The sequence below is a fragment of the Mesorhizobium sp. WSM4806 genome (genome assembly GCF_055811635.1).
In genome coordinates this window covers 53498-73503 of record NZ_JBVVQZ010000002.1, presented here as the reverse complement: position 1 = coordinate 73503, position 20006 = coordinate 53498, and the positions used below count along the sequence as shown (strand labels likewise).

Annotated in this window: 14 protein-coding genes; 10 read left to right on the top strand and 4 right to left on the bottom strand. The window is 62.9% G+C overall.

Going from position 1 to position 20006, the window contains the following annotated elements; translation table 11 throughout:
* The first annotated feature begins 46 nt into the window (after positions 1–46).
* The 7 genes from AC0L2M_RS02970 to AC0L2M_RS02940 all read left to right on the top strand — a co-directional run bounded on the left by AC0L2M_RS02970 (position 47) and on the right by AC0L2M_RS02940 (position 10936).
* A complete protein-coding gene (locus tag AC0L2M_RS02970) occupies positions 47–715 on the top strand; it encodes a protein-L-isoaspartate O-methyltransferase family protein (RefSeq protein WP_287229303.1) in 669 nt (222 codons plus the stop codon).
* Between the two features lie 187 nt (positions 716–902).
* Positions 903–2300: a TolC family outer membrane protein gene (locus AC0L2M_RS02965; RefSeq protein ID WP_473533977.1), complete on the top strand. Its 1398-nt coding sequence runs from the start codon at positions 903–905 to the stop codon at positions 2298–2300.
* A gap of 215 nt (positions 2301–2515) precedes the next feature.
* On the top strand, positions 2516–3445 hold the full coding sequence (locus AC0L2M_RS02960; protein WP_473533976.1) for a PopZ family protein: 930 nt from the start codon (positions 2516–2518) through the stop codon (positions 3443–3445).
* A 220-nt stretch (positions 3446–3665) separates the two neighbouring features.
* Positions 3666–6449, top strand: a complete 2784-nt coding sequence (locus AC0L2M_RS02955) for a valine--tRNA ligase (protein ID WP_473533975.1) — start codon at positions 3666–3668, stop codon at positions 6447–6449.
* 438 nt (positions 6450–6887) lie between these two features.
* Positions 6888–8108, top strand: a complete 1221-nt coding sequence (locus tag AC0L2M_RS02950; protein WP_473533974.1) for an OmpP1/FadL family transporter — start codon at positions 6888–6890, stop codon at positions 8106–8108.
* A 280-nt stretch (positions 8109–8388) separates the two neighbouring features.
* Positions 8389–10113, top strand: a complete 1725-nt coding sequence (gene ilvD / locus AC0L2M_RS02945) for a dihydroxy-acid dehydratase (protein ID WP_128176482.1) — start codon at positions 8389–8391, stop codon at positions 10111–10113.
* Positions 10100–10936, top strand: coding sequence for a tetratricopeptide repeat protein (locus tag AC0L2M_RS02940; protein ID WP_023802582.1), 837 nt, complete (start codon positions 10100–10102; stop codon positions 10934–10936). The genes ilvD and AC0L2M_RS02940 overlap by 14 nt, the downstream gene beginning before the upstream one ends.
* Positions 10937–11016: 80 nt before the next feature.
* Here AC0L2M_RS02940 and AC0L2M_RS02935 read toward each other — a convergent pair whose 3' ends face one another.
* The 4 genes from AC0L2M_RS02935 to erpA all read right to left on the bottom strand — a co-directional run bounded on the left by AC0L2M_RS02935 (position 11017) and on the right by erpA (position 12949).
* The gene (locus AC0L2M_RS02935) at positions 11017–11307 is read right to left on the bottom strand and encodes a hypothetical protein (protein ID WP_128176484.1); all 291 of its coding nucleotides are present in this window, start codon (positions 11305–11307) and stop codon (positions 11017–11019) included.
* Between the two features lie 96 nt (positions 11308–11403).
* Entirely contained in the window at positions 11404–12198 is a 795-nt protein-coding gene (gene xth / locus AC0L2M_RS02930) for an exodeoxyribonuclease III (RefSeq protein ID WP_128176486.1), read from the bottom strand.
* A 7-nt stretch (positions 12199–12205) separates the two neighbouring features.
* The gene (locus AC0L2M_RS02925) at positions 12206–12598 is read right to left on the bottom strand and encodes a VOC family protein (RefSeq protein ID WP_023802579.1); all 393 of its coding nucleotides are present in this window, start codon (positions 12596–12598) and stop codon (positions 12206–12208) included.
* Between the two features lie 3 nt (positions 12599–12601).
* Positions 12602–12949: an iron-sulfur cluster insertion protein ErpA gene (erpA, locus tag AC0L2M_RS02920; RefSeq protein ID WP_006335221.1), complete on the bottom strand. Its 348-nt coding sequence runs from the start codon at positions 12947–12949 to the stop codon at positions 12602–12604.
* Positions 12950–13079: 130 nt separating this feature from the next.
* On the opposite strand from erpA, the gene AC0L2M_RS02915 reads away from it, so the two are divergent.
* The 3 genes from AC0L2M_RS02915 (at position 13080) to AC0L2M_RS02905 (ending at position 19954) form a co-directional block, all read left to right on the top strand.
* Positions 13080–14294, top strand: coding sequence for a deoxyguanosinetriphosphate triphosphohydrolase (locus AC0L2M_RS02915; RefSeq protein ID WP_473533973.1), 1215 nt, complete (start codon positions 13080–13082; stop codon positions 14292–14294).
* Between the two features lie 67 nt (positions 14295–14361).
* The gene (gene argS / locus AC0L2M_RS02910) at positions 14362–16119 is read left to right on the top strand and encodes an arginine--tRNA ligase (RefSeq protein WP_128169976.1); all 1758 of its coding nucleotides are present in this window, start codon (positions 14362–14364) and stop codon (positions 16117–16119) included.
* Positions 16120–16222: 103 nt separating this feature from the next.
* Positions 16223–19954, top strand: coding sequence for an SPOR domain-containing protein (locus tag AC0L2M_RS02905; RefSeq protein ID WP_473533972.1), 3732 nt, complete (start codon positions 16223–16225; stop codon positions 19952–19954).
* Positions 19955–20006: the final 52 nt, after the last annotated feature.

Below are 20006 nucleotides of genomic sequence, written 5' to 3'. Positions count from 1 at the left end.
GCGGATTGATCTTGAACAGGTTGGTCTTGGGCGGATTGGTTGGAACATGAGCGCTGATTTTGCCGAACGTCGAGTAAAAATGGTCGACGGCCAGGTCCGCACCACCGACGTAACCAGCGCGCCGCTGCTCGAGGCGATGCTTGTCGTGCCGCGCGAGGCCTTTGTCGCCCCCGATCAGCGCGATCTGGCCTATATCGACGAGGACATCCGCATTGCCAATACCGCGGACGGCCCGCGCTATCTCATGGAGCCTTCGCCGCTGGCCAAGCTGATGCAACTGGCCGAGATCGGCCCTGGCGATTCGGCGCTCGATGTCGGCGGCGGCACCGGCTATGCGGCGGCGATCCTGTCGCGGCTGGCAAAGTCGGTCGTTGCGCTGGAAAGCGATCCGGCATTGGCCGAGACCGCGATGTCGACGCTTTCGGCGCTGGGCTGCGACAATGTCAGCGTGGTCAACGGACCGCTGCCGGAAGGACATGCCGCCGGGGCACCCTACGACGTCATTTTCATCGGCGGCTGCGTCGAGAAAGTGCCGGAACCGCTGCTCGACCAGCTTGCCGAAGGCGGTCGGCTCGTCGCCGTCGAAGGGCAGGGCAATTCGGGCGTGGCCCGATTGTTTCTGAAAACAGGGGGGGGTGTAACCGGAAGAGGCGCCTTTAATGCGGCAATTAAGCCACTACCGGGATTCGAACGTATCCGTGCGTTCGAGTTCTGAATGATTTTGGCTTGCAGCAAAGCCGTTGTCGTGTTCGCTTGCGCTTGAATAATTGTTGCTGATCCGCACAACCGGGGTGTTCTTTTTGGGGGCAGACAGCAGGGAACCTGAAACACACGGCGCCGGCTGCTCGAATGGGAGAAGCCGGCGCGGTGTGGTTCCCATGCAAAACGAATGAGGGAATAACGTGCCGTCTTTACGCAAGAGTCTTTTTGCCGCCTTCCTTTCGGCGACCGCGCTTTCTCCGCTAGGCGCCTCGGCGGAAACCATTCTCGGCGCACTTTCAAAAGCCTATCAGAACAATTCCCAGCTCAATTCGGCGCGCGCCGGCGTCCGCGTCACCGATGAGGGCGTTGCCATCGCCAAGTCCGGCTGGCGCCCGACCATCACCGGTTCCGCGAACATCGACTACTCCAGGGGGTATTTCGATGCCCGGAGAAATATCCCCGGGGAGAACGGAAAAATCGCGATAACCACCGGCAACTTTGGCGTCCAGATCGACCAGACCCTGTTCGACGGCTTTCAGACCAAGAACAACGTCGCCGCCGCCGAATCGCAGGTCCGCGCCTCGGTCGAGAGCCTGCGCAATACCGAAGAGAACATTCTGTTCAATGCGGCAAGCGCCTACATGGACGTGATTCGCGATCGGCAAGTGGCGGTGCTGACGGAGCAGAACCTGCAGTTCCTGACCGAGCAGGCACGCGCGGCGCGCTCGCGCTTCGAAGTCGGCGAAGGCACCCGCACCGATGTCGCACAGGCCGATGCCGAGCGCTCCTCCGCCGTGGCGGAACTGGCCGCCGCCCGCGCGCAGGCGCTGGCAAGCGCTGCGACTTATCGCCAGATCGTCGGCGACGAGCCCGGCAGGCTCAGGGCCGCTTCGCCGCTGGCGAAGCTGTTGCCGTCGAACCTCGATTCGGCGATCGCGATTGCATCCAGTGAGCACCCGGCCATCCTCGCCACCCAGCATCTGGTCGACGCGGCGGCGTTTTCGGTGAAATCGGCCGAAGGCGCGCTGCTGCCGCAGCTTTCGGCTTCCGCCGGCGTTTCCAGTGACTATATCAAAAACGATCCCCTCAGCAGTGGGGATGGCACAACCAATACGGCCAACATCGGTGCCACGCTGACCATACCGATCTATTCGGGCGGGCGGACGTCGGCGATAGTGCGTCAGAACAAGGAATCGCTCAGCCAGGCCCGGATCGAGGTCGATGTCAGCCGCGACACCGTGCGGCAAGCGGTGACCTCGGCTTGGACGCAATATATCGCCGCCCAGCAAAGCGTGGTGGCCAACAGGCAGGTGATCGCCGCCGCGCAGCTTGCCTTGAGCGGCGTCATCGAGGAGCGCAATGTCGGCCAGCGCACCACGCTCGACGTTCTCAACGCCCAGGCCACCCTCATCACCGCCAAGATCAACCAGGCCAGTTCGGAACGCGATCTGGTGGTGGCGAGCTATGCCATCCTTTCGGCTGTCGGTCGTCTTTCGGTCGAGCGTCTCGCCCTTCAGGTAACGAAATACAGACCCGAAGAACATTACAATGCGGTCAAAGACAAGTGGTTTGGCCTGCGCACGCCAGACGGCCGCTGATCACCTCACCATTTTCAAATACCATCCATTTTCAAGCTATTTAGACCCCGCGCGCCCAAAAAGGACGCGCGGGCTCTAATCTGTTGAAATCCAACATGCCCTCAGATTGGGGATTCTCGTAAGGCGATCCGTGGGTTACGCTGTTGCCATGATTCGAATCCGGCTTTGGCCGGACAGGAAATCTGCAACGAGTCACAAGGGCGGCGGATGTGACGATGGCGACTGCAAGCAGCGTACAGCGCGAGCCTTCGATGGAGGAAATACTGGCTTCCATCAGGAGGATCATCGAGGACAACGACACCGGCCGCAAGCAGCCGGACGATACGGACGACCTGCTGCAGGATCTGACGTCGGTAGCCGTGCCGGCACCGGCGGTAGCCGTGCCGGCACCGGCGGCAGGCGAGGCGCCGCCGGAGGCAGGCGGGGCGCCACCAGCGGCAGGCGGGGCGCCACCAGCGGCAGGCGCGTTTCGCGCCGAGTTGCGTCCGGGGTTCGACGCCAGGAGGCCGGCCACGCTGACCGAGGTGCAGGCGCAATCCTCGGCTGTCGAGCCTGTCATCGCGCGCGTGGAGCTGCCGGTGCGTTCCGATCCGGCTCCGGTCAAATCGCCCGTGACGCTTGCTGGTGACAGGGTCGCGGCCGAAGCGGCCCCGGCCGCCAAGCCCGAGCCGAATGCGCCTGCGATGGCAAGGGTTGCGGAGACGACCGACAGTATCGTTGCCGGGTGGCGGCGTGATATCGCCGCAATCAGCGAAGCGAAGACCGCGGCCAGGCCGGACAGGGCCCCAGACAGGGCTGAGCTGCGACAGACGCCAGATGCCGAACAGAAGGCTGAGGTTTTGGAGGACGCGGCCGAACCTGCTTTCGAGCCCGCCGCGCCGCGAAGCGGGTTGGCGCGCCCGGCGACGAGCGAGGCACCGTCCGCTCGTCCGGCGATCCTTTCCGAACATACGGGCCGGCAAGTTGCCGCCGCCTTCGGCGAGCTTTCCGATGCGTTCGCCAGCCGCAGCAAGAAAACCTTCGACGAGATGGCCGAGGAGATGCTGAGGCCCATGCTGCAGGACTGGCTGGACAACAATCTGCCGACGCTGGTCGAGCGGCTGGTACGCGAAGAAATCGAACGCGTGGCGCGCGGCGCGCAGTAATAATTCCGACGGTCGGCGGATGAACCCCGCCGCAGCGGGCGACGTCTTCGTTGATGCGCAATGCAATGCCTACGGCCTCGGCAGTGGCATTGCCTGTGATCTTGTCCGATCGATCTGTATGGCGGGCGAGCCCGCTCGCCTGCCGCGTCGCGGTTGACTTGGCCAAAACCTTCCGATTTACACCGGACCAGCAAAAACCCGACAGCCCGGACGCCTTCCCATGCTCGAAAAAACCTACGACGCAAAAATCGTCGAGCCGAAGATCGCCAAAGTCTGGGAGGAGGCCGACGCGTTTCGCGCCGGCGCAGGCGCTGAGGAGGGCGCGGAAGCCTTCACCATCGTCATCCCGCCACCGAACGTCACCGGTTCGCTGCATATGGGCCATGCGCTCAACAACACGCTGCAGGACATTCTGGTGCGCTTCGAGCGCATGCGCGGCAAGAACGTGCTGTGGCAGCCCGGCATGGACCACGCCGGCATCGCCACGCAGATGGTGGTCGAGCGCCAGCTCATGGAGAAGCAGATCCACCGCCGCGACCTGACGCGCGATGAGTTCATCGAGAAGGTCTGGGAGTGGAAGGCCGAATCCGGCGGCGCGATCTTCAACCAGCTGAAGCGGCTGGGGGCCTCGGCCGACTGGAGCCGAGAGCGTTTCACCATGGACGAGGGTCTGTCCAGGGCGGTGCTCGAAGTGTTTGTCACCCTCTACAAGCAGGGCCTGATCTACAAGGACAAGCGCCTCGTTAACTGGGACCCGAAGCTGTTGACTGCGATTTCCGACCTCGAGGTCGAACAGCAGGAGGTCAACGGCAATCTTTGGCATTTCCGCTATCCCGTCGAGGGCGAGGTCTTCGATCCGGAAAATCCAAAAACCTTCATCACCGTGGCGACGACGCGGCCCGAAACGATGCTGGGCGATACGGCGGTGGCGGTGCATCCCGACGACGAGCGTTTTCGGCATCTGGTCGGAAAGAACCTCGTCCTGCCGATCGTCGGCCGCAAGATCCCGGTGGTGGCGGACCAATATTCCGATCCGGAGAAGGGCAGCGGCGCGGTCAAGATCACGCCGGCGCACGACTTCAACGACTTCGAGGTCGGCAGGCGCCACAAGCTGCCGGCCATCAATATCCTCACCGTCGAGGCGGCGGTCGCCCTCACCGACAATGACGAGTTTCTCGCCGGGCTGGAGATAACGCCCGAGCGTCGGGCCGTCTGGGATGAGCTCAACGGGCTCGATCGTTTCGTCGCGCGCAACAAGATCGTCGAGCTGATGGAGGCGGGCGGTTTCCTCGAAAAGGTCGAGCCGCATCGCCATGCCGTGCCGCATGGCGATCGCGGCGGCGTGCCGATCGAACCGTTCCTGACCGAACAATGGTATGCGAACGCGGCGGAGCTCGCCAAGCCGGCGATCGCCTCCGTGCGCGAGGGCCGTACCAGGTTCGTGCCGAAGAACTGGGAGAAGACTTATTTCGACTGGATGGAGAACATTCAGCCCTGGTGTATTTCGCGCCAGCTCTGGTGGGGACACCAGATCCCGGCCTGGTACGGGCCGGACGGCCGCATCTTCGTCGAGAAGACCGAGGAGGAGGCGCTCGCCGCCGCGATCGAATATTATCTGGCGCTGGAAGGGCCGTGGAAGGCCTGGGTCGAGGACAAACTCGAGAATTTCAAGCCGGGCGAGATCCTGATCCGCGACGAGGATGTGCTCGACACATGGTTTTCGTCCGCGCTGTGGTCGTTTTCGACGCTCGGCTGGCCGGACCAGACGCCGGAGCTGAAGACCTACTACCAGACCGACGTGCTGGTAACCGGCTTCGACATCATCTTCTTCTGGGTCGCCCGGATGATGATGATGGGCCTGCATTTCATGGGGGAGGAGCCGTTCCACACCGTCTATGTCCATGCACTGGTGCGCGACAAGAACGGGCAGAAGATGTCGAAGTCGAAAGGTAACGTCATCGACCCGCTCGATCTCATCGACGAATATGGCGCCGACGCACTGCGCTTCACGCTGACGGTGATGGCCGCGCAAGGGCGTGACGTGAAGCTCGATCCGGCTCGTATCGCCGGCTACCGCAATTTTGGCACCAAGCTGTGGAACGCGACACGTTTTGCCGAGATGAACGACGTCGCGAGAAACGACGATTTCTGGCTGAACGACGCCAAACTGGCGGTCAACCGCTGGATTCTGACGGAACTGACACGCGCGGCACGTGAAATCACTGATGGAATCACTTCATATCGGTTCAACGAGGCTGCGACTGCTGCCTACCGCTTCGTCTGGAACCTGTTCTGCGACTGGTACCTGGAACTGTTGAAGCCGGTCTTCATGGGCGCGGACGAGGCTGCCAAGGCCGAGAGCCGGGCTTGCGTCGCCTTCGTGCTCGACGAGATCTACAAGCTGCTGCATCCGATGATGCCGTTCATGACCGAAGAGCTGTGGGCTGAGACATCGGGTGAGGGCAAGGAACGGCCGTCGCTGCTTTGCCATGCCGCGTGGCCGTCGCCCGACTTCGAGGACGAGGCAGCGGCCGCCGACATCAACTGGCTGATCGACCTGGTCTCAGGCATCCGTTCCGTGCGTTCGGAAATGAACGTGCCGCCGGCGGCGATCGCGCCGCTGATGGTGATCGGGGCCAATACCGCAACCCGCGAAAGGCTTGAGCGTCAGACCTCGGCCATCAAGCGACTGGCGCGGGTCGGCGACATCTCGCTTGTCGATACGGCGCCCAAGGGCTCGGCCCAAATCGTGCTCAACGAGGCCACCATCTGCCTGCCGCTCGGCAGCCTGATCGACCTTGCCGCCGAGGCGGCGCGGCTGCAGAAGGAACTGGTCAAGGTGACTGAAGAGATCGCCCGCCTGCACAAGAAGCTGTCCAACGACAAATTCGTCGCCAACGCACCGGAAGATGTCGTCGAAGCCGAGCGCGAAAAACTCGCCGAATATCGCGAGGCGCAAGAGAAGCTTTCGGTGGCGCTGACACGCGTGCGCGAAGCCGGTTGACCCATCATCTCTGGTGTTTGAGAGTTTAACCGGCTGAGGAAGCGGATTTGCCAAACCGGCTTCCGCTTTTTGGGCCTGATGCTCCGGATTCGCGAGTTCTGCGAACGCGCTTTTCGGGCGGCTTCCTGCACGAAAAATAGGCATTCCGCAGCGTAAATCTTGACGTAAACGGAATGTTTTGGCCCCATTGTTGCCATAATGTAACAATGGGCTCGGTTGCCGCAAAACGGGCGGTTTTTGCGCAGTTTCAGGTTTGTTTTTCCGAGTTTTTTTGCTCGATTTGCAGCCAAATGGGTCGTTTTCCGGCTCTGCGGTGAAGCTGTCACCTTGTCTGAAACACGGTCGGCGAGGCGTACATGTACGCATCGAGAATTCGTTGTTGCGCCGTTAACCTGAATTGGGTCTAGCTTAGTCCATTCGTACTAGGGGAGGACATTCATGAACAATTTGCGTCTGAAAGCGCTGCTGGGGGCGGGGTGCTTTTCGCTGTTGATGTCGGGCGTTGTCAACGCCGGCGGCTTCGACCGGGGCGGTGTCAACATCGACCAGTTGTTCGATGCCACGCCATATTCGATCGACGCCGGCGTCACCTATGTTTCGCCACAGCGCACACTGAAGAATGTGCGGCGCCTGGATGGCTCGGGACTGTCGTCTTCGTCTGTGGACGTTGGTGGGGACTATGCGGTGCCGCGCATCGGCATCAAGGCCAACATCTTTGAGCCAGTGGATTGCCTTGCGAGCTATACGGAACCGTATGGTGCTGAGGCGGACTTCGGAACGAACAACGCCTATTCGCCATCAGCGGTCGAATACTACGTCAGAACAAATGATTTCGGGCTTACCTGCTCCTACAAGGTGAATGTCGGCAAGGGCGCCCTGCGCTTCATCGGCGGGGTCTCCTACCAGGAGGTCGATGCATTCCTGTCGCGCCAGACCTTGCTGGCCTTCGGCAATACCGGCCTCGGCAAGTTCCAGCTTTCCGACGAGGCGTGGGGCTGGCGTGCTGGCGCCGCCTATGAAATTCCCGAAATCGCCTTGCGCGCAAGCCTGGTCTACTCTTCCAGCTACAAATATGACGAACTGTCGGGAACCGTCGACACGACCGGGTTCAGGGGCGCCTTTCCAGCGGATCTCGTTCCAGGCGCCACCGGGGTGTTCCCTGTCTCCGCCTCGGCCGAGATACCCCAGGCGGTGGAACTCAAGCTGCAGAGCGGCATAGCGCCTGGCTGGCTGGCGTTTGGTTCTATCCGCTGGCAGGAATGGAGCAAGCTTGGCATCATTCCGATCCAAGGTGTGCGTAGCCCGGTGACCGGTGCTCCCTCGCCAGTTTCCTTCGATCTGCTTTATCGCGACGGCTGGACGGTCACGGGCGGCATAGCGCACAAGTTCACCGACCAATTGTCGGCCGCGGTTTCGCTGACCTGGGATCGTGGAACCTCGACGACCTCCGGCTATCAGTCCGACACTTGGGCGGTCGCCAGCGGCATCTCCTATTCGCCGAATGACAAGATCGAGGTCAGACTTGGTGGCTCGATCGGTGTCCTGACCAGTGGGTCGTCGACCTTCACCGGCGTTGGCGACACGGCAAATGCCATCACCTACACATATGACGACGATCTGCTGCTTGCTGGCTCAGCTTCGGTTAAGGTCAAGTTCTAAGCATCTGTTTTCAATATCAAAAAGGCCGAGCGACGCCCGGCCTTTTTTTGCTTGAGGGGCTTGCCGGCGAACCAAGCGGCGTCGCAACGACGCCGCTTCCCCCTGCCTCACGCGATCGTGATGTTTTGGCAACAGTTTCTGAACAACCCTCGCGCCACAACGGCGCCCCCCGACATTGCCTACTTCCCGCCATAAACCCGGCGCACCTCGAATGCGTCGCAGGGCATGCCAAAAGGCTCGGCTATGGGGCAGGTCGCGCCGCTCGCGGCAAGGGAAGAGAATGAACGCCAGAGTCATCTCCAAGGCCAAGCTGCCCAGCCGCTATGTGACCGTCGGTCCGGCGCGTGCGCCGCACCGCTCCTATCTTTATGCGATGGGCTTGTCGGCGGCCGAGATCGCGCAGCCACTGGTCGGCGTCGCCAGCTGCTGGAACGAGGCGGCACCCTGCAACATCTCGCTGATGCGCCAGGCGCAGGTGGTCAAGAAGGGCGTCGCCGCGGCTAGCGGCACGCCGCGCGAATTCTGCACCATCACCGTCACGGACGGCATCGCCATGGGCCACCAGGGCATGAAATCGTCACTGGTGTCGCGCGAGGTCATCGCCGATTCGGTCGAACTCACCATGCGCGGCCATTGCTACGATGCGCTGGTCGGCCTTGCCGGTTGCGACAAGTCGTTGCCCGGCATGATGATGGCCATGGTGCGGCTCAACGTGCCGTCGATCTTCATTTATGGCGGCTCGATCCTGCCCGGCTCCTACAAGGGCCGGCAGATCACCGTGCAGGATGTGTTCGAGGCCGTCGGCCAGCACTCGGTCGGCACGATCGGCGACGCCGAACTCCTCGAAATCGAGCAAGCCGCTTGTCCGTCGGCCGGCTCCTGCGGCGCCCAGTTCACCGCCAACACCATGGCCACCGTCGCCGAGGCCATCGGGTTGGCGCTGCCCTATTCCTGCGGGGCGCCGGCGCCCTATGAGATGCGCGACCGCTTCAATTTCGCCTCCGGCGAAAAGATCATGGAACTGATCGCAAAAAATATCCGCCCGCGCGACATCGTCACTCTGGAGGCGCTGGAGAATGCGGCGACCGTGGTCTCGGCCACCGGCGGTTCGACCAACGCGGCGCTGCATTTGCCGGCGATCGCGCACGAGGCCGGGATAAAGTTCGACCTGTTCGACGTCGCCAGGATCTTCGAGAAGACGCCTTATATCGCCGACCTGAAGCCGGGCGGCAAATATGTCGCCAAGGATATGTTCGAGGCCGGCGGCATTCCGCTCTTGATGAAGACGTTGCTCGACCACGGCTATCTGCATGGCGACTGCCTGACCGTGACCGGCCGCACTTTAGCCGAAAATATGGAGCACGTTGCCTGGAATGATAGCCAGGATGTGGTCCGTCCCGCCAACCGACCAATCACCCGAACGGGTGGCGTCGTGGGCCTGAAGGGAAATCTTGCCCCCGAAGGCGCGATCGTGAAGGTCGCGGGCATGTCGGAGCTTAAATTCTCTGGTCCGGCACGCTGCTTCGATTCGGAAGAGGAATGTTTCCAGGCGGTTACGGATCGCAGCTACAGCGAAGGCGAGGTCCTCGTGATCCGCTACGAGGGACCGCGCGGCGGTCCGGGCATGCGCGAAATGCTGTCGACGACGGCGGCTCTCTATGGCCAGGGCATGGGCGGCAAGGTGGCTCTCATCACCGACGGGCGTTTTTCGGGCGCGACACGCGGTTTCTGCATCGGCCATATCGGGCCGGAAGCCGCCGTGGGTGGCCCAATCGGGCTGCTCAGGGATGGCGACTTGATCTCGATCGACGCGGTGAACGGCACCATCGACGTGGCGCTGTCCGACACCGAACTGGCGACCAGGGCACAGGCATGGAAGGCGCGCGCGACCGACTATCAGTCGGGCGCGATCTGGAAATATGCACAAACGGTAGGGCCTGCCCGCGACGGGGCGGTCACCCATCCCGGTGGTGCGAGAGAAACACATTGTTATGCGGATATCTGAGTTGCTGAGGCTGTCTGTCTTTTCGGCACTGGTCGCGATCGCCACTTTTGGCGCGACCTTGGGCGCCGCAGGCCAGGCCATGGCCTTCGATGACAAGGTGTTCGACGACAAGACCGGCGTGAAGCCGCAGTCGAGCCCGTGGGCGGTGTTCCAGTTCGGCTTCTCCGCCTACAAGAACGGCCGCAAGGAGCAGGCTGCTGAGGCTTATAAATACGCGGCCGAAAACGGCCAGATCGGCGCCACCTGGAAGCTTGCGCGCATGTATGCCGAGGGTGACGGCGTCGAGCGCGACGACTACGCGGCGTTCAAGTTCTTCAGCGAGATCGTCGACCAGGACGTCGAGCCCGGTTCGCCGGAAGAGAGCTATGTCTCGGACGCGCTCGTGGCGCTCGGCGACTATCTGAGGAAGGGCATCCCCGGCAGCCCGATCAAAGAGAACGAGGTGGCGGCCCAGGAGTACTACATGCGCGCCGCCGCCAACTACCGCAACCCGAATGCCCAGTTCGAGATGGGCCAGATCTTCCTGAATGGCAAGGGCGGCGTCAAGGCGAGCATTAAGCAGGCCGGACGCTGGTTCCAACTCGCTGCGGAAAAGGGCCATGCCGGCGCGCAGGCGACGCTCGGCCACCTGCTCTTCCAGAGCGGCAAGATCGTTCGGGGGCTGGCGATGATGACCGCGGCGCTTGAACGAGCCGCGCCTTCCGACCAGCCATGGATACGCGGCATGCAGGAAGAGGCGTTCGCCGCCGCGGGCGAGGCCGACCGCCGCACCGCGATTTCGCTGGCCGACGACATCCTCACCAAGGGTGGCGGCGACCGGTAGTCGCGAAGCCAGCACGAAGCCAACAGCTGGGAAAGACTGGGTCAATAGTCAGGAAGAGTGGGCTCTCGAAAAAGTCGGGATCAATTCTCGGTCGGTTTTGTCGGAACGGGACCGGACTCCGGCGTTGAAATCGGCGTGGCCGGCGGTGCCAGCGGGGTTTTAGGACAATCGTCCCGGATCCTTGTCCATGACGTGTTGTTGAGCACCATGTCGCAGCGGGCGAGATGGCTCCGGCCGGAAAGCGTCAGGCAGGCGACCTGGCCGATCTGGAATGATGTTCCGTTGGCCAGGCATGCAGGATTGGCAAACGCCGACGTTGCCGCGAGGGCGAGCGCGGCGGCACATGGGCAAATCGCAAACCTGATCGTCATCCTGAACCCCAGCCGAACCCGGATTGCAGCGGAAACCCCGATTGTGGCGATATGACGGTCTATCAAGGCAATCCGGCGGTTCTGGGCGCGAAACGATCAGATTGGCGCAAAACCCAGTTCGATGGCCACCGGCACGTGATCCGAGGGTTTTTCCCAGGCGCGCACATGCTTTTCGATCGAGGCCGAGGAAAAGCGATTGGCGGCCTCGGGCGAGAGCAGCAAGTGATCGATGCGGATGCCGTTGTTCTTCTGCCAGGCGCCGGCCTGATAGTCCCAGAACGTAAAAATGTCCGGCGAGTCGCTGACCGCGCGCACGGCTTCGGTGAAGCCGAGGTTCTTCAGCCGGCGGAACGCCTGCCTGGTCTGCGGCTGGAACAGCGCATCACTGAGCCAGTTCTCCGGGAACTTCGCATCGATCGGTTCGGGGATGACATTGTAGTCGCCGGCCAGCACCAGCGCCTCTTCGAGCACGAGCCTTTCCTCGGCCCAGCGCTCCAGCCGCGCCATCCAGGACAGCTTGTAGGAGAACTTCTTCTCGTCATCGATCGGATTGCCGTTCGGCAAATACAGCGAGGCAACGCGCAACGCGCCCTTGTCGGTCGAGAACACGCCCTCGATGAAACGCGCCTGATCGTCGGCATCGTCGCCCGGCAGGCCCCTGATGACCTCGTCGAAGCGCAGCTTCGACAGGATGGCGACGCCGTTGAATCCCTTTTGGCCATAGATTTCGACGTTGTAGCCAAGCGCCTCGATCTCGGCCCGCGGAAACTGCTCGTCGACCGTCTTGATCTCCTGCAGGCAGGCAATATCGGGCGCGCTTTCCGTCAGCCAGTGGGTCAAATTGCCGATACGGGCCCGAACACCATTGATGTTCCAGGTGACGATTTTCATGACGGCCTCATTGCTGCTCGGGCGGATGGCGTTCGACGAGGCCGATCGTATTGCCTGCCGGATCCTTTAGAAAGGCCATCCATTCGCTTTCCCCCGCCGGCCCGAACAGGCCCTCGGTATCACGGTGGACGAGCATCGGCGGCGCGGTGAAGGGGACACCGGCGGCTTTTGCCGAGGCGTGGAAATCGTCAAGGCCCGAAATGTCGAGATAGACGGTGCCGGCCGGCAGGCCATCGGTGAACAGCAGCCGTACATCGCCGGCCATGATGAAGGCGATGCCAGGCGGATCGAAGCGCACGTGCACGGCCATGCCAAGCACGTCTTGCCAGAACGCCAGCGTTGCATCGAGATCGCGCCCGGCTGAAAGCGCGACCTGACGGACCGCGCTAATGGTAGGCATTCTCTAAATACTGAAGCTGGTGCCGCAGCCGCACGAGGCGACCGCATTCGGGTTCCTGATCTGGAACGACTGGCCCATCAGATCGTCGACGAAATCGATCACCGAGCCGCCCATATAGACAAGCGAGAGGTCATCGATCAGCACGGTGGCGCCGTCCTTCTCAATGGCGACGTCGTCATCGTTGCGGGTGTCGACCAGGTCGAACTTGTAGGAAAAGCCGGAACAGCCACCGCCCTCGACCGAAACACGCAGCGCCGTCTTGCCGGCTTCGCCAGACACAATCTTGGCAATCCGCCTGGCGGCGGCGTCCGTCATCTCGACTTTCATGGCGGTCTTGGCATCAGCGCCCATGGGCGTCACCTTGCTTTCGGTTTCACATGATAGGTATGAAGCGCGACGGGGCAAGTCAACTGCGGCACAGGCCTTGGAAATTGGTTGGGGCCATGGAAATTGGTTGGGGCTATGGAAATTGGTTGGGGCGATGACAAATGAGTTGGGCGACATCGGATTTGGTTATCGGTCGCGCGCGGCCTATGCCTGCGATCCGGCAAAGTCGCGCGGGCGGCTGTTCGACGAGGTGGAGAGCCCGACCCGCACGCCGTTCCAGCGCGACCGCGACCGCATCATTCATTCGACGGCCTTCCGCCGGCTCAAGCACAAGACGCAGGTGTTCGTCGCGCATGAGGGCGACCATTACCGCACCCGGCTGACGCATTCGATCGAGGTGGCGCAGATCGCGCGCGCCCTGGCGCGGGCGCTGCGCGGCGACGAGGACCTGGCAGAGGCGGTGGCGCTGGTGCACGATTTCGGCCACACGCCCTTCGGCCATACCGGCGAGGATGCGCTGAACAAGAAGATGGCGGCCTGGGGCGGTTTCGACCACAATGCACAGTCGCTGCGCGTGGTGACGCGGCTGGAGAGCCGCTATGCCGAATTCGACGGGCTGAACCTCACCTGGGAGACGCTGGAGGGGCTGGTCAAGCACAACGGACCGCTGACCGACGCCAGCGGAAACGGGCTGACGGGGCCGGTGCCGCAAGCGATCCGCGACTATTCGGAGCTGCACGACCTCGAGCTCGACCGCTTCGCCGGCATCGAGGCGCAGTGCGCGGCGATCGCCGACGACATCGCTTACAACAGCCATGACATCGATGACGGCCTGAGGTCGGGCCTTCTGACGCTAGAGATGCTGGAAAATGTCTCGCTGCCCGGCTCGATCCTCGACGGCGTGCGTCAGCGCTATCCGGCGCTGGACGATGTGAGGACAGGGCACGAACTGATGCGCCGGCAGATCACGATGATGGTCGAGGATGTCATCGTCTCCACCACCGCCAATCTGGCCCGCATCAAGCCGGACAGCGCCGACGCGGTGAGGGCGGCAGGCGAGACGATGGTGACCTTTTCAGCCCAAATGGCCGCTTTCGAAGAAGAATTGAAAGCCTTTCTCTACAAGCATCTCTATCGACACAGCGAAGTCGTGCGCGTGCGCAACCAGGCCGAGCAGATCGTCAACGACCTGTTCGAGGTCTATTTCGCCGATCCGCGCGCCATGCCCGATGGCTGGCGCGAAGGGCTCGACCGGGCTGATGATCGCATCAAGGCGCGCAGCGTCGCCGATTTCCTGGCGGGCATGACGGATACCTACGCTTTGAAGGAACACCGCCGTTTGTTTGACCATACGCCTGAATTAAGCTAGGCGGGGCTCGATTTTGCCGGCCAATAGACCGGATTCCCGCAAAGCCGCCAGAGCCAGGGCCACACCAATGAACATCTTCGCCGATTTCAACGCGCGAATTATAAAGGCCGTCGAAGCGCTTGATTTGAAAGACAAAGACGGCGGTTCGCTGGACTTGTCGCGCGTCGCCGTCGAGCCGCCGCGCGACGCCAGCCATGGCGACCTGGCGACCAATGCGGCAATGGTGCTGGCCAAGCCGACCGGCCAGCCGCCGCGCGCACTGGCTGAAAGGCTGGCGCAAGCGCTGCGCGCCGACCCGGACATCGCCGCTGCAGACGTTGCCGGTCCGGGCTTCGTCAATCTCAGGCTCAAGGACGCGTTCTGGCAGGCGCATCTGACTGCGCTGCTCGGCGAAGGCCGCAATTACGGCCGCTCGACCGTTGGCGGCGGCAAGAAGGCCAATGTCGAATATGTCTCGGCCAACCCGACCGGACCGATGCATGTCGGCCATTGCCGCGGCGCGGTGGTGGGTGATGCGCTCGCCAATCTGATGGCCTTCGCCGGTTATGACGTGATCAAGGAATATGTCATCAACGACGCTGGTTCGCAGATCGACGTGCTCGGCCGCTCGGTCATGCTGCGTTACCGCGAGGCGCTCGGCGAGGACATCGGCGAGATTCCTGCCGGGCTCTATCCGGGCGACTATCTCGTGCCGGTCGGTCAGGCTCTGGCGAGCGAATTTGGCCGTTCCTTGCTGCAGATGCCGGACGAAGAAGCGCTTGCCATTGTCAAGGACAGGACGATCGATGCGATGATGGCAATGATCCGTGAGGATCTGGCGCTGCTCAATGTGCATCACGACGTCTTTTTCTCGGAGCGCACCCTGCACGCCGACAACGCCCGGAAAATCCGCTCGGCGATCAACGACCTGACCCTCAAGGGCCATATCTACAAGGGCAAGCTGCCGCCGCCCAAGGGCGAGAAGCCGGACGACTGGGAGGATCGCGAGCAGACGCTGTTCCGCTCGACAGCGGTCGGCGACGACATGGACCGGGCGCTGGTCAAGTCGGACGGCACCTTCACCTATTTTGCCGCGGACGTCGCCTATCTGAAGGACAAGGTCGATCGCGGTTTCGTCGAGCTGATCTATGTGCTTGGCGCCGATCATGGCGGTTATGTGAAGCGCCTGGAAGCGCTCGCCCGGGCGATTTCCGGCGACGAGGTGAAGCTCACCGTGCTGCTTTGCCAGTTGGTAAAGCTTTTTCGCGAGGGCGAGCCGGTGCGCATGTCGAAGCGGTCGGGCGATTTCGTAACGCTGCGCGAAGTGGTGGAGGAGGTCGGTCGCGATCCGATCCGCTTCATGATGCTCTACCGCAAGAACGATGCGCCGCTCGATTTCGACTTCGCCAAAGTGACCGAGCAGTCGAAGGACAATCCGGTGTTCTACGTCCAGTACGCCTCGGCGCGCTGCCATTCGGTGTTCCGGCAGGCGAGCGAACAGCTGGGCGAGGCCAATTTCGACCGCAATCGGCTGGCCGCCGCCACCGCTTCGCTGACCGACGAAGGCGAGATCGGCCTGATCAGGAAGCTTGCCGAATATCCGCGGCTGATCGAATCCGCGGCACTTGCACTCGAGCCGCACCGGCTGGCATTCTACCTCTACGATCTCGCCTCCAGCTTCCACGGACATTGGAACCGCGGCACCGAAAATCCCGACTTACGTTTTGTTAAGGTTAACGACCGACAATTGACCCATGCCAGACTAGGGCTGGTGCAGGCTGTTTCGGACGTTTTGACGTCCGGCCTGACGCTGATCGGAGCCGATGCGCCCACCGAAATGCGTTAGGTTTGACTAAAAAACCTGTCACCTTTTGCCCACATTGCGCTGGTAAGGGCCAACCCTGCGCGACGTCAACGGCGTCCGAATGAGTGCGAGTTCGGGAACAATAATGGCAGACAGAACCCAGCTGAAAGCAGCCGCCCAAAACGATATCGCCAACGATGATCCGTTCGCGGAACTGACCAGGATCATGGGCTTCGACCCGCGCCAGCCGGTCAAGCCGCAAGCCCAGTCGACGGCGGCTGCAGCAAGTCAGCCAGCGGACGACGGCGATTTCGGCATCGACCTCGAGAAGGAACTGATGGGCGAATTCGGCGGCGACGCCAATGACGGCGCAGCCGAGCTTCGCGAGCCGGCTTTCGACGCGGCTGCTACTGACCCAATCGACGACGAGCTTGTCGCGTCGCTCGAACAGGATCTCCTGCTCGACGACGATGCGGTAGACGAAACCGCCGTTGCCATTGCTGTCGACGATGTGCGCTCTGGCGTTGCCGGAACTCCCTCGGCTGCTGAAGCTGCTTTCGACGACGATTTCGACGAAGCGCTCGCCAGTTCGCTCGAAGACGTGTCGCTATTCGAAGACGATTTGCCGGTGGACGACAGGCTTGGGAACGACGAGCTTGGGAACGACGAGCTTGCCGCGTCGCTCGAACAGGATTTCCGGCTGGACGACGACACGGCGGACGAAACTGCCCATGTCGTTGCCGCCGCCGACCTGGGTTCCGGTGTTGCCGAAGTATCCGCGCCGGCTGTTGAAGCGGCGTTCGACGACGATTTTGACCATGCGATCGCCAGTTCGCTCGAAGACGTGTCGCCGTTCGAAGACGATTTGCCGGTAAACGACGAACTCTCTGCGTCGCTCGAACAGGATTTCCGGCTGGATGACGATGCGACGGACGAACAGAATACCGTCGCCGACATCTCCGCGCCGGCCGCTGACCCCGCCTTCGACGATGAATTCGACAACGCCGTCGCAAGCTCGCTCGGAGACGAGCTGACGCTCGACGAGCACGTGCAGGTGGAGCAGGCTGCCGAAGCCGCCGACATCGCCGCGCCGGCCGCCGAACCCGCGTTCGACGATGAATTCGACAACGCCGTCGCAAGCTCGCTCGAAGACGAGTTGACGCTCGACGAGCATGAGCCGATCGAGGCCGCTGTCGAGGCTCCCGCTGCGGCTGTTTGGGCCGTTTCGGATGAGTCCGACGAGGACTTTGCCGACCACGACACTATGGCCGACGTCGCCATGGATGACGTCGACATGGATTTCGACATTCGCACGGCTGAGCCGGTCGAAGTCGACGAGCCAGAAATTGACGAGCCGGATTCTATCGCCGCCAACGACGACGAGCCTTCCGCCGCGACCCCGGAACATGCGTTGGACGACGATTTTGAATTGAGCTTCGACGACACGCTTGCCGATGAAGCCGAGGAGCCGGCTACTCAGGCCCCCGGCGTTGCAGCCGAACCGACGGCGCCAGCCGCCGTCGCTGAGGAGCGGAGCCTCGAAGACGAATTGAACGCGCTGTTGGGCACCATGAGCGCACGGGCTGCCCCGGTGGCAGCGTCCGCGGCCGCCATGGTCCAGCAACCTGTAGCCGCGGCTGGAGAAGCCGCCGACGGACCAGTGGATCCCACCGACGAACTGGCCGGGAGCCTTGACGAGCAAGACCTTTCGGAGCAGTCGAATGAAGACGCGGTCCAGGCCGCCGACGCCGATCTCGACACCGTTCTCCTCGACGGGCTCGAGGGCCATGATTTCGGCGCTGAAGAAGCTGTCGGACCGGCTGATATCGATTTCGACGATGATGCATTGCACGCCGCCTTCGCCAAGGACATCGGTCTGGATCATGGCGATGACGTTGCGGCCGCCGCTCCACAGCAGGATCCGAATGATTCGCTCAGCTGGATGACGGCACCCTCCGCCGCGCCTGCGCCGGCCCGTTCGTGGAGCCGCGTAACGCCGGTGGCACAGCCGCAACCCGCCTTTGCAGCCCAGCCGACGGCTTCGGCGACCACAGAAACAACGACACCGCCAACCGCTGCGGCACCCTCCTATCAGGATGAGCCGGCCTATCAGGATGAGCCGGCCTATCAGGATGAGGCGGCCGAAGACGATGCCGCCAATGCGGCACCTGCGCCAGCTCAAAGCGAACAAGCCTCTGCATATGACGAGATGCCCGATGTCGAGACAGTCGATGTGCCCGAGCGCGTCGTAGCGCTGGCGGACGACCTCGATATTCCGGAACTCGACTCCAATGAAGACGCACCGCCGGCGCCTGCCTATGACGATCTCGATACCGAGTTCGCCAACCTTCTCTCGGAAATGAATGCCGTGGACGTCGCTGCCGGCCCGGCGCGCAGCGCGGCGTATGACGACGAATCCTACAATACCGGATTCAAGCCGGGGGCCGGACCCCAGCCGGGGGCAGGGTTCCAGTCAGGCCATGAGTCCGACCGCGTTGAAACGCGAACCTATGCGGCGAGACCCGCAGTATCGCCCGTCAATGCCTCTTACGCCGATGCCGCCAGCGGCTTCGATCTGGGCGACTTGCCCAGCGGCCGACCGGTTTCGCAAGCGCAAGCCAACGACTTTGCCCTGGACGAACTCGACTACGACCCCGAACTGGATGAGGCCATGTCGGTTCCAGGCCTGGCCGAGCAGGATGCCGCGAGGCCCCGGAGCCGCGGCCTGCTGGTCGCCGCAGTCGTCGGCGCCGTGGCGATCGCCGGCGGTCTCGGCGCCTTCGCGCTGTCTTTCGGCGGCAACGGCGGCACCGATGCGCCGGTCATCGTCAAGGCGGACAACGCACCGATCAAGGTCAGGCCGGAAAACCCGGGCGGCACCGTCGTGCCGAACCAGGACAACAAGGTTTACGACGCCGTGGCCAAGGGGGGCGCGAGGCCTGCCGAACCGGTCCAGGAAAAACTGGTCACCAACACCGAAGAGCCGGTGGACGTGGCGGCCAAGGAACCGCCGCAGAGCCGTGTGGTCGATCTTTCGCCCGACGACATCGACACGGCTGAAGCCGCCGATGCGGCCGGCGGCACGCAAGCGGCCGGGAATGCCGACGCCGCCGCGCCGGCACCCAAGTCCGAGGATCGTATCGCCCAGGTTCTGCAAGAGGCCGAGCAGGGCATCGAGCCGGATGTCGTCGCCGTTGCGCCACGCAAGGTGAGAACCATGGTGGTCAAATCTGATGGTTCACTGGTTGCGCGCGAGGATCCGGCGCCTGCGGCATCGCAGGTGGCTGCCGTCGAGCCCGTCGATCCGGCGCCGCAGCTTGTGGCCCCGGCGGGTCAGGCCGGCGAAGCGGCGCAGACCGGTACCGTAGCGTCTGTTGCCGACCAGGCAAGTGGCGACCTGTTGGGCGGCGACCCAGTGGCCGGCGACCGGGCCGAAACCGCCACGCCGGAAGCAGTCAATCTGGCCGTCGTGCCCACGGCTGAGGCTGAAGCTCAAACCAACCAGCCTGCCAACACGCCGGCGACGGTTCCGGTGGCGCCGCAGCGTCCGTCCGACCAGCCGGTCGACGTCGTCGGTGAGGTCAAGCCCGACCAGGTTGCGTCCATCAGTCCGGCGGCGGCCTCGACCGGCGGTGGCTCGTGGTCGATGCAGATCGCCTCGCAGCCGACCGTCGAAAGCGCCCAGTCGACCTATCAGGATCTGCAGCGTCGCTATGGCAGCGTGCTTTCCGGCCACACGGCCAACATCGTCAAGGCCGAGATCGCCGGCAAGGGAACGTTCTATCGCGTTCGCGTCCCGGCGAAGTCGCGCAACGATGCGATCAGCCTGTGCACCAACTACAAGGCTGCCGGCGGCAACTGTTTCGTGTCGCGCTAACCATTTTCAAATCTCCCGCCCTTGGGCCGAAAGAACCGGCGCGGTCACAGAC

Excerpts from the sequence above, each read along its gene's own strand:
- xth (WP_128176486.1), bottom strand. The coding sequence starts at position 12,198 with ATGAAAATCGTCACCTGGAACATCAATGGTGTTCGGGCCCGTATCGGC.
- argS (WP_128169976.1), top strand. The coding sequence starts at position 14,362 with ATGAACATCTTCGCCGATTTCAACGCGCGAATTATAAAGGCCGTCGAA.
- AC0L2M_RS02925 (WP_023802579.1), bottom strand. The coding sequence starts at position 12,598 with ATGCCTACCATTAGCGCGGTCCGTCAGGTCGCGCTTTCAGCCGGGCGC.
- AC0L2M_RS02960 (WP_473533976.1), top strand. The coding sequence starts at position 2,516 with ATGGCGACTGCAAGCAGCGTACAGCGCGAGCCTTCGATGGAGGAAATA.
- AC0L2M_RS02935 (WP_128176484.1), bottom strand. The coding sequence starts at position 11,307 with ATGACGATCAGGTTTGCGATTTGCCCATGTGCCGCCGCGCTCGCCCTC.
- AC0L2M_RS02970 (WP_287229303.1), top strand. The coding sequence starts at position 47 with ATGAGCGCTGATTTTGCCGAACGTCGAGTAAAAATGGTCGACGGCCAG.
- AC0L2M_RS02955 (WP_473533975.1), top strand. The coding sequence starts at position 3,666 with ATGCTCGAAAAAACCTACGACGCAAAAATCGTCGAGCCGAAGATCGCC.
- erpA (WP_006335221.1), bottom strand. The coding sequence starts at position 12,949 with ATGGGCGCTGATGCCAAGACCGCCATGAAAGTCGAGATGACGGACGCC.
- ilvD (WP_128176482.1), top strand. The coding sequence starts at position 8,389 with ATGAACGCCAGAGTCATCTCCAAGGCCAAGCTGCCCAGCCGCTATGTG.
- AC0L2M_RS02940 (WP_023802582.1), top strand. The coding sequence starts at position 10,100 with ATGCGGATATCTGAGTTGCTGAGGCTGTCTGTCTTTTCGGCACTGGTC.
- AC0L2M_RS02915 (WP_473533973.1), top strand. The coding sequence starts at position 13,080 with ATGACAAATGAGTTGGGCGACATCGGATTTGGTTATCGGTCGCGCGCG.
- AC0L2M_RS02950 (WP_473533974.1), top strand. The coding sequence starts at position 6,888 with ATGAACAATTTGCGTCTGAAAGCGCTGCTGGGGGCGGGGTGCTTTTCG.
- AC0L2M_RS02905 (WP_473533972.1), top strand. The coding sequence starts at position 16,223 with ATGGCAGACAGAACCCAGCTGAAAGCAGCCGCCCAAAACGATATCGCC.